The sequence below is a fragment of the Vibrio sp. YT-17 genome, from assembly GCF_033337375.1.
GTDB classification, from domain to species: domain Bacteria; phylum Pseudomonadota; class Gammaproteobacteria; order Enterobacterales; family Vibrionaceae; genus Vibrio; species Vibrio alginolyticus.
In genome coordinates, this window is the sequence record NZ_JAWOQP010000008.1 from 200276 (window position 1) to 210180 (window position 9905).

The window sequence follows — 9905 nt, forward strand, 5'->3', positions numbered from 1 at the left end:
GCATACTCTTATTGCAAAGCCTTCGGCTACGGTGAATGGAATGATGGTGTCAACGCCATCATTTTTACTGCATTGTGTTTGTTTCCCATAAACACATTTCGCTTTCACATGCTTTTCTATGTCGAGTTCGTCAAGGTCACACCTTGGTACATATTTGCCCTTATGATTCTCGAACGTTGGATAGAACAGGTTTTTGGCTTCTACATTCAGCGATATGAGAACTGTCCGTTATTTTCACTTTGTTCTGCAAGTATTGACGGTAGGGCTCCAACAAGAGGTAAAAGAATGACAGAAAAAGCTCAAAGTGCTCCGCAATCCCAAATCAGTTTTCTATTGTTTCTGGTATTAGGAGCGATTGGTGCTTTGACGCCTTTGGCGATCGATATGTATTTGCCTGCGATGCCGACAATTGCGAAAGATTTGGGGGTCGCGCCTGGCGCGGTTCAGATTACGTTGACGGCTTATACCGCGGGTTTTGCGATCGGCCAGTTAATTCACGGGCCGCTCGCCGATAGCTTTGGTCGCAGACCTGTGTTGATTTTAGGCGTACTTTTCTTCGGCTTGGCTGCCGTTGTGAGTGCGACAACAAATGGCATTGATGCGCTGACCTATGTACGTACGGCACAAGGTTTTGCTGGCGCGGCAGCGGCGGTCATTATCCAAGCCGTCGTGCGTGACATGTTTGACCGTGAAGACTTTGCACGCGCAATGTCCTTCGTTACTCTGGTCATTACTATTGCGCCGTTGGTGGCACCGATGATCGGTGGCCATCTCGCGATTTGGTTTGGTTGGCGTTCCATTTTTTGGGTACTAGCTATTTTCGCTGTAGTTGTGATTTTTCTCGTACTTTGGAAAATCCCTGAAACGTTACAGCCTGAAAATCGTCAGCCTCTTCGTTTCCGCACGACGCTGAGAAACTACGCCAGATTATGCTCCAATCCTGAAGCGATCGGTTTGATGCTCTCTGGTGCGTTTTCATTTTCCGGAATGTTTGCATTTTTGACGGCGGGTTCGTTTGTTTATATTGATTTATATGGTGTTCGACCAGACCACTTTGGTTACCTATTTGGTTTGAACATTGTGGCGATGATCATCATGACCAGTATTAATGGTCGCTTGGTGAAGAAAGTTGGTTCCCATGCCATGCTTCGTTTTGGGTTGTTCGTGCAACTTTTAGCGGGGATTGGTTTATTCGTAAGTTGGTTAATGGACTTCGGATTATGGGGCATTGTACCTTTTGTTGTGCTGTTTATCGGTACATTGTCGACGATAGGTAGTAACGCGATGGCGCTGCTTTTAAGTGGTTACCCATCAATGGCGGGTACGGCGTCGTCTCTAGCGGGGACATTAAGATTCGGTATCGGTTCATTGGTTGGTGCGCTGGTGGCATCACTGCCCGGGAATGTTGCTTGGCCGATGATCATCGTGATGTTTGCTTGTTCTGTGCTTTCAGCACTGTTTTATTGGACTTTAGGAAGAAAGGCGTAATGTCGAATTACACCAAAGAAATTCAAAACTTGGTTAACTCAGCACTTGAAGAGTTAGATCAAGAGCATCGCTCAGGTAAGTTAGCCAATGCCCCTGTTGCGAATAACCATTATTTAGTGCGTTGGGTAACAAAGGCGCTAAAATCACAACGTTTCGGACGTACAGTGGGCGATGACTTAACGCGTTGGCAAAAAGCAGGTCGCTCAAAGGGGAACGATGCTGGTTTGTTGTTTATCTTCAAGCGTATTTCTGCTTTTTATGCGCAATTCTTCCCTGAAGGTGAAGACTCCAAAGTGTTCAAAGATTCAGATATTGAGTCTTTTCTTGATTTGATGGAGCAAGCAGGCTGGGAAGTCTCAACATCTGAGCAACTGATTGGGTGCGGCAAAGTACAAATCTTCACTGAAGGTCAAAACTCTTTAGCGTTATGTGCAGACCAATGCGAAAGCTGTTTTGATGGCGAGTTGCTCGTAAAGCCAATGAGTTGGTTTGTACGCGGCAATCATGCTGAGTTTGTTGAGAAAGCAGCGCAAGCGGGCTTTATGGTTCATAAGGTAACAGACTACAAATCGATGGTGAAATACCATGGCGAGTACCTTATTTTTCCAGCAAACGAAGGCAACCAGTTAGCCGAAATTCCACTCTCGTTCAAAGCTGACTAAAGTGACATTGTGAGTGTTTAGAAGCCCCTGTTATTGGGGCTTTTTGTTTTCTAAACGGTTTGCTTCTTTCGCGATGGCTTTGACCATGCCTTTAAATATGAAAAGATGGGCTGGCATCATTGCAAACCAATAAAGCAGCCCAAGAAACCCTTGCGGGTGCCACCAGGCGGTAATATCCAGCTCTCGTTCGTCACCGAGATCTTTGATGGTAATTTCTAAACGCCCAAGGCCTGGGCCTTTCATACCAAAAAACAGTGAAAGAAACTGATTGTTATCGCAGCGAATCACTTTCCAAGAGTCAATAAAATCACCGACTTTGAGCTCTGGTCCAGGAGGAGAAACGCGAATCGGTTTTCCGCCGCCAAAAAAGATATCGAGCCATTCACGTGTACGCCACAAGATGTTGGCAAAGTAATAGCCTTTTTCGCGACTCCCGATCTTTTGCGCCACTTTCCATAATGCCGCAGCGGAGGCTTGAGTTTTAATGCTCGCTCCAGCTTGTTTTGGGTAATAGCCATATCCTGGTTGCCATCGACGAAGCGCTGCGGGTTCAAACCCCCAGACATTACTGCGTACAAATGTGCCTTCATCTTGAATGGTGTCAGTTACCGCTTGCTCGTAGCTGATCAGCGTTTGAGGAAATCGTTCTTCAATCGCTTTGGAGTCTGCAATGTAGTCGTGCTCTAAGCCCGCAAGTAATGCTTTACCGATACTAGTTGGCACTGAGGTAACTAAACCTAGCCAGTACGATGCCATTTTCGGAGTAAGTAGCGGGGTCGACCACAGCCGATACGGCTTGTTCGTGATTCGGCAAATGACTTTGAACTGTTCGCGGTAACTAAGTGTATCTGGCCCACCAACTTCATAAATTTGACTTTCTTCTGGAGAGGGGGTTTCTGCTAACTTCAACAAATAGTGGTTGAGATTGGGCAAGGCAATAGGGTTCGCTTTTGAGTCGACCCATTTAGGCGCGATCAAAATAGGTAAGTTGTAGACAAAGTCACGCATGATTTCGAAAGCGGCAGAGCCGGGGCCGATGATAACGCCAGCACGCAATTCAGTTACTGGAATACCAGACTGTCGAATTATTTTTCCCGTGGCTTTACGAGCGGCTAAATGGCGAGAGTTTCCGGTTTGAGGTTGAATGGCGCTCAAATAGATAACATGCTCGACGGAGCTTTGTTCCAACGCATATTTGAAGTTCAAAGCAAGGTTTAGTTCGTACTCAACAAAGTCATCACCTTGAGCCATCCCGTGCACGAGAAAAAAGACTAAATCAAAATCGTTCACTACAGCCTTCGTGGTCTCTGCGTCAGCCAAGTCGAGATACCTTAACGTTAAATTAGGGTGAGGCTGAGTTCTTGACTCTAAATAATCAATATGTCGCGCCGCTGCTGTGACGGCGTAACCTTTATCTAAAAGTAACGGAAGAAGTTGAGAGCCAATGTAACCCGAGGCGCCTAGCACCAACACCTTTTTCATTATCTGTCCTTTTATCGTTGGTGGAATAAACACCACAGAGTATAATCATGAGACACTTTCCCCATTCTATCAATAAGTTGTCGTTGGAGCGCTTGTGACTTTTCTTTCTCAACTCTCAATACACGCAGATAAAGCATTCTTACGTCGTTTATTTGCAATCGCGTTACCAATTACACTGCAAAGCATGATGTTTTCAAGCCGAAGCCTCGTCGATGTTCTTATGCTTGGTCAACTTGGTGAAGCTGAAATTGCCGCTGTTGGAGTTGCTGCACGCGCGACTTTCGTCACCACCATCATGTTAGTTGGGGTGACAACGGGCGGTGCGTTGTTAACCGCTCAATATTGGGGGGCTGGCGATAAAGTTGGGGTGCGTCGCAGTACCGCTTTAACATGGATGATCGCAATGATGTTTGCTGCGATTGCTGTTGCTTTGTTTGTTGTTTTTCCACAGCCCATCATGAGTTTGACTACCGATTCACAAGAAGTGATTGAGCTAGGGGCCAGCTATCTCATTATTTCGTCGGTTAGCATGTTTGCTGTTGCATGTGTGGCCAGTATGTCGGTGGGCCTAAGGGCGATGCACCAACCAGGCCTAAGCACTTTTTTTAGTGGTATAGGCATTTTATCTAATGTTTTTCTGAACTGGGTTTTAATTTTTGGTCAATTAGGCTTTCCTGCTCTGGGTATTACGGGAGCAGCGATCGCAACGGTAATCAGTGGCGCGATCGAAGTAGGTTGCTTGTTTGGTTATCTATGGTTGAAAAAACACATAATCGCATTTGGTTGGGATGATATACGCGCAGGATTGGTCTTAGATAAAATTACGCATTTCTTGAGCCTCTCTTTGCCAACCACATTTAACTTCTTGGCGTGGGCTGGTGGGCTGTTTGCTTATCACGCCATCATGGGGCAAGCAGGTGTACAAGGTTTGGCGGCACTTTCCGTAATGACACCTGTTGAGTCGATCGCATTGGCGATGATGATTGGTTTATCGAATGCGGCTGCAGTTCTAGTCGGGAACCAGCTCGGCGCTCGTAATTTTGAACCTGTTTATTATCAAGCATGGGCTACGGTCATTTTGAATGTGCTTATCGCATTTGTGGTCGCCGTCTTGTTGATAGTGTCAAATCAATGGATCCTTAATGCGTTTAGTGCACTGACAACAGACACTCGCGAGCTAGCTGAACAGTTTATGGTGATTCTTGCGTTGGGTGTCGTGTTACGCTCGGTGCCGATGATGGCGATTGTTGGTGTATTACGCGCGGGCGGTGATGTTAAGTTTTGTTTGTATCAAGACATCTTGGCGCAGTGGGTGATCGGGATTCCACTCGCAGCATTTGCAGCGATTTATCTCAATTGGGACCCACAATGGGTTTACTTACTCTTTTTGACAGAAGAAGTTGTGAAGTGGGCGATTTGCTTGCCAAGAATGGTTAGCCGAAAATGGATGAAAAACCTGATTGGCCAGTAAGGAGGAACAGAGTTTATTTTGGCTGCAAAAATCTGCTCAAAACGTCAACAAAATTAGCAACAGAAAGTGAATCGAGTTGCATTTGTACTTCCATAGTGTGATCAAGCATTCAAAATACTTTCTACTAACAGGATTTTAGTGTAGATTCTGATCCCAATTTTTAAACACCATCCGAGCGGCATAATCAATGTTAAAACTGTCAGACCTATGTAAAGGCTATGTAGACGGGGGAGAGTTTCACCCTGTATTACAAGGGGCAGAATTAACATTGCAGCAAGGCGACCAAGTTGCTCTGATGGGAGAAAGTGGTTCGGGTAAAAGTACTCTGCTGAATTTAATCGCCGGATTAGATACTGCTGACTCTGGTGAAGTGCAGTTTCCAAATTTTGCTATGCATGAAGCACCGGAGCATTTAAGAACCCTTTATCGCCGCAACAATATTGGGAATATCTTCCAACAATTCAACCTGCTTCCTACACTTAATATTGCCGACAATATTCGTTTTTGTCGTCAGTTAAAAGGTCTGCCGGAAGATAAAGAGTTGTGGCGTCAAATTCTTTCTGCCTTGGACTTAATGCCATTACTAGGACGTTATCCGGAAGAGGCGTCTGGTGGTCAGCAACAACGTGCGGCGATTGCTCGTGCACTCTATATGGAACCCAAAATCCTGCTTGCTGATGAGCCAACTGGTAGCCTAGATGAGCGAAACGCAGAAGCAGTAATGCGCTTACTAACGAGTCTCGCTCGCCAACTGGAGTGTACTTTGCTGTTAGTGACGCACAGTGAAAAAGTGGCCGCCCATATGGAAGGAAAGATTCGACTTCAAGGAGGGCAGCTACATGTTATGGCCCGTAGTTAAGGCACTACTCGGTCATTACCGTCGTTACCCTCTACAAATTATTCTTGTCTGGCTGGGATTAACTTTAGGCGTGTCCCTCCTTGTTGGTGTTACTTCTATCAACCAGCATGCAAAACAAAGTTATGCTACTGGGGAAAAGCTTTTCTCCAATCCTTTGCCATACCGAATCCGAACGAAGCACTCTGCCAATAAAATTCCTCAAGGTTTCTATATTCAGTTACGTCGAGCTGGGTTCAACCAATGTGCACCGTTTGACGTGCTTCATCTAGATGCCAAGACCGATATGAGCCTGATGTTGGTGGGGATAGATCCTGTCGCGATGATCCCACTACAACAAGGAAAATCGCTAGGTGAGATGCCTGTTTTATCACTAATGAAGCCTCCTTATCCTATTCTTGTTAGTCAAGATTTGGCCGCTTACATGAGTTGGCAGGATGGGGATTTCATTGAGATGAATGATGGAAGCCGTCTTGGGCCTATTCAAGTAGATAAGGACAAGATGCTTTCGGGTACTCGGCTGGTTACTGATATATCGTTGTTGCGTATGCTCAAGCGGAGCTCAGGTTTGTCTGCGATTTCTTGTGGCGAAATGCCAGAGGAAAAGCTGATAGCACTGAAAAACATGTTGCCAAACGGAATGACGCTCGTTAGGAATACGCGTACTGAGCTTGAGTCGCTAACTAACGCATTCCATATGAATCTCACCGCGATGGGAATGCTGTCGTTTTTGGTCGGGTTGTTTATTTTTTATCAAGCGATGTCTCTGTCTTTCATCCAGCGACAACGTTTGGTAGGTATTTTGAGACAGACTGGTGTTAACGGAACACAGTTAGCGCAAGCCTTATTGCTAGAGTTGTCTTTGCTCGTCTTTATTGCGTGGGCGTGTGGTAACTTTTTTGGCTTGATCTTAGCGAATGAACTTATCCCAGCAGTGTCTTCGAGCCTGAGTGATTTGTATGATGCCAACGTAGGCTTAACCATAGGATGGTCATGGCAATCTAGCTTATACAGTCTAATTATGGCAGCGATGGGTGCATTGATATCGTGTCTGTGGCCATTAATCCGTTTGCTGAAGTCACAACCAATCCGCCTTTCTTCTCGACTGTCGCTAATGCGATTTGCTGGAAGAGAGTTCTCTTGGCAGGCGCTTGCGGCGTGTGCGTTTTGTGTCGCTGCAATAGCGGTATATCAGGCCCCGAAAACACAAGAAACCGGCTTTGCTATTATTGCGCTGATGTTGGTTAGTGTGGCGTTGTTTATGCCATTTATTATGTGGCATATGTTCCAAAGTTTTTCTTATACCATGCGTTGGGTTCGTGTCCGTTGGTTTTTTGCTGATGCAGCAGCAAGCATGAGCTATCGCGGTGTGGCTACGATGGCGTTTATGTTAGCGCTGGCGGCAAACATTGGTGTAGAAACAATGGTCGGAAGCTTTCGAGATACAACTGATAAGTGGCTAAATCAGCGATTAGCCGCTGATGTGTACATCTATCCGACCAACAATTCAGCCGCTCGGATGAGCGCATGGCTCCAGAATCAGCCAGAGGTGAACTCGGTTTGGTGGCGTTGGGAAAAAGATATGCCGACCGAGCATGGTGCTCTGCAAGTTGTGAGTACGGGCTCTTCTGAAGGTGAGCTAGACTCACTTACCGTCAAGTTAGGTGTCCCAAATTACTGGTATCAACTGCACGCTACCAAGAGCTTAATGGTCAGCGAGTCGATGGCCTTGAAGTTGGATATCCGCCCTGGCGATTTCATTAACTTGCAGGAACCGCTTGGTGGTGATTGGCAAGTCGTAGGCGTTTACTACGATTATGGAAACCCATATAACCAGGTGATGATGTCGCACCGGAATTGGCTGTATGCATTTGCAGGTACGGGTAATGTTGGTCTTGGCGTAGTATTAAAAGATAACGTCAATGGCGAAGGGCTGAAAAATCGCTTAGAGAACGTATTCCGTCTCCCGCAAGATCGTGTGTTTGATAACGGTAATATTTATAGTCAAGCAATGAGAGTGTTTGATCATACCTTTGCGATAGCAGGAACCTTGGGCAATATCACGCTGATTATTGCCGTGTTTGGTTTATTCTTTGCGACGTTGGCAGGAGAACTTTCACGGCAGCGGCATTTTTCCTTATTAAGGTGCATGGGTGTGTCCGGAAAAGAACTTGTCGTATTAGGTGGTTTGCAGCTATTCGTCTTCGGAGCCATTTCTGCGATTATTGCAGTGCCGCTCGGCTTGGCGCTCGCACATTTGATCGTTGATATTATCATTAAGCAATCATTTGGCTGGTCTCTAGAGCTTCAAACGATTCCATGGGAGTATGCTCAAACCATTGCTTGGGCGATGCTTGCCATCATGGTTGCTGGCGCATTGCCAGTTATTAGAATGATCAAAAGTACACCGATGAAGTCATTAAGGGACGCGTTGTAATGAAAAAAATGGGCTCTAAAAAACGCTTGTTGGTTTCAACGCTCATTGTTGTTACGTTCGCTTTTCTGACTGGGGCTGCTTTTTACTCAACTTTTTGGTTAGAGGCGACAACAACACGAGAAAGCGAACTTGATTCTATCTTAACGCGTGAAAATCAAACGATTTTCGAGCCTGTACTACCTAATGAGCATGTCTCTTTACCCTCAGACTTTCGCTTTCATCCCGAGTATCAGCATGAATGGTGGCACTACTTTGCGAAACTAAAAGATGAGCAAGGCAAGATCTACAATGTTCAATGGAGCTATTTCAGGGTTGCGACGGACGAGCGAGAAACCAGCGGTTGGCAGAACCCTCAATTGTACATTTCACATGTTGTCGTCAGTCATGGCTCGCATGTATGGAAAGAGCAACGGGTAGCTAGAGGTGGGATAGGCCAAGCTGGTATGATCAATCGTCCTTTCAGGTTATGGATTGATAATTGGACTTGGCGATCACTCGGTGCGACGCCTTTCCCGGGCAACTTGAATGTGAATACTGATACGTTTGGACTTGAGCTCAATACCATGACAAGCGGCCCCTTTGTGGTGAATGGAGACAAAGGCTTCCAAGTTAAACATGCGTTGCAATCTGTTGCTTCTTTCAGCTTCAGTGCTCCATTTTTAAAAGTAAAAGGTAGCTTAAGCTTAAATGGTAAGCGATTCTCAGTGACGGGTTCTGCATGGGCGCAAAAAGAATGGGGCAGCGGCTTAATTGGTGAGGGGCAACAAGGCTGGGATTGGTTTGTTTTCAATTTAGATGATGGTCGAGCATTAACTGTTAGCCGTTATCGTCACCATGGGCAAACACCGCACGTATTTGGCACGTTGTCGACACGCTCAGGTAAAGTCATCAACCTCTCAGACGATGATATCAGTATTAAACCAATGCAAGTGTCCAGTTTATCCAATGGAAGAAGGTTACCTTTGCAGTGGATTATCAATATTCCGAAGCATCAAATTAACTTGACTACCCGCATTATCAAGTCAGATATGTGGCTACCCTTTGTAATACCTTACTGGGAAGGGCCTACTTTAGCTTCCGGCTCCAATGAGGCTTGGGGCTTTATGCAGCTGACAGGCTATTGAGTTGTGAAGAAAACCACCCCTACGGGTGGTTTTTTAGTGCGCGAAGCTTCCTAGCTTTTTCTCAAAAGTACGGGGTTATCATGATGGTACAAGCCGTGTTATGCTGATTTTCTCATCATCTTGATAAATATTTGGTGCGACAAAAACAAATACGATCTCCGATCAAAATTGAGTGTCATGTTGGAAAATACGATGTATAGTAAACTTAACATCGAAAAAACCGAAGTTTATACTCTGAAGAAGCGATTATTCTAAAGTTTTCGACAGCTATACACTCTTATCACTCTTTGTTAATCGTTTATTAAGATAATAAATATAAGGACGAAACCATGAACGATGTCATTCGTGACTTTTTCAAAATGGAATCAGCAGGTGGTATTCTTCT

Annotated in this window: 7 protein-coding genes; 6 read left to right on the forward strand and 1 reads right to left on the reverse strand. The window is 45.5% G+C overall.

Annotated features, from left to right (window positions below; all coding sequences use genetic code 11):
• Nucleotides 1–285 precede the first annotated feature (285 nt).
• A complete protein-coding gene (locus R7F67_RS10405) occupies nucleotides 286–1488 on the forward strand; it encodes a Bcr/CflA family multidrug efflux MFS transporter (RefSeq protein WP_017820848.1) in 1203 nt (400 codons plus the stop codon).
• A complete protein-coding gene (locus R7F67_RS10410; protein ID WP_005378053.1) occupies nucleotides 1488–2150 on the forward strand; it encodes a DUF2913 family protein in 663 nt (220 codons plus the stop codon). The genes R7F67_RS10405 and R7F67_RS10410 overlap by 1 nt, the downstream gene beginning before the upstream one ends.
• Before the next feature lie 30 nt (nucleotides 2151–2180).
• Here the strand turns inward: R7F67_RS10410 and R7F67_RS10415 are convergent, their stop codons facing one another.
• Nucleotides 2181–3632: a DUF2867 domain-containing protein gene (locus R7F67_RS10415; RefSeq protein ID WP_318057170.1), complete on the reverse strand. Its 1452-nt coding sequence runs from the start codon at nucleotides 3630–3632 to the stop codon at nucleotides 2181–2183.
• 94 nt (nucleotides 3633–3726) lie between these two features.
• On the opposite strand from R7F67_RS10415, the gene R7F67_RS10420 reads away from it, so the two are divergent.
• From R7F67_RS10420 to R7F67_RS10435, 4 genes are all read left to right on the forward strand, one after another.
• The gene (locus tag R7F67_RS10420; RefSeq protein ID WP_042521999.1) at nucleotides 3727–5103 is read left to right on the forward strand and encodes an MATE family efflux transporter; all 1377 of its coding nucleotides are present in this window, start codon (nucleotides 3727–3729) and stop codon (nucleotides 5101–5103) included.
• A 187-nt stretch (nucleotides 5104–5290) separates the two neighbouring features.
• Entirely contained in the window at nucleotides 5291–5962 is a 672-nt protein-coding gene (locus R7F67_RS10425) for an ABC transporter ATP-binding protein (protein ID WP_005378040.1), read from the forward strand.
• Nucleotides 5943–8396, forward strand: a complete 2454-nt coding sequence (locus R7F67_RS10430; RefSeq protein ID WP_005378038.1) for an ABC transporter permease — start codon at nucleotides 5943–5945, stop codon at nucleotides 8394–8396. Before R7F67_RS10425 ends, R7F67_RS10430 begins: the two co-directional genes overlap by 20 nt.
• Nucleotides 8396–9520, forward strand: a complete 1125-nt coding sequence (locus tag R7F67_RS10435) for a lipocalin-like domain-containing protein (RefSeq protein ID WP_258638062.1) — start codon at nucleotides 8396–8398, stop codon at nucleotides 9518–9520. Before R7F67_RS10430 ends, R7F67_RS10435 begins: the two co-directional genes overlap by 1 nt.
• The last annotated feature ends 385 nt before the right edge of the window (nucleotides 9521–9905 follow it).

Bases quoted from the DNA above. Each gene is read 5' to 3' on its own strand.
- R7F67_RS10410 (WP_005378053.1), top strand. From the start codon at position 1,488: ATGTCGAATTACACCAAAGAAATTCAAAACTTGGTTAACTCAGCACTT.
- R7F67_RS10435 (WP_258638062.1), top strand. From the start codon at position 8,396: ATGAAAAAAATGGGCTCTAAAAAACGCTTGTTGGTTTCAACGCTCATT.
- R7F67_RS10425 (WP_005378040.1), top strand. From the start codon at position 5,291: ATGTTAAAACTGTCAGACCTATGTAAAGGCTATGTAGACGGGGGAGAG.
- R7F67_RS10405 (WP_017820848.1), top strand. From the start codon at position 286: ATGACAGAAAAAGCTCAAAGTGCTCCGCAATCCCAAATCAGTTTTCTA.
- R7F67_RS10430 (WP_005378038.1), top strand. From the start codon at position 5,943: ATGTTATGGCCCGTAGTTAAGGCACTACTCGGTCATTACCGTCGTTAC.
- R7F67_RS10415 (WP_318057170.1), bottom strand. From the start codon at position 3,632: ATGAAAAAGGTGTTGGTGCTAGGCGCCTCGGGTTACATTGGCTCTCAA.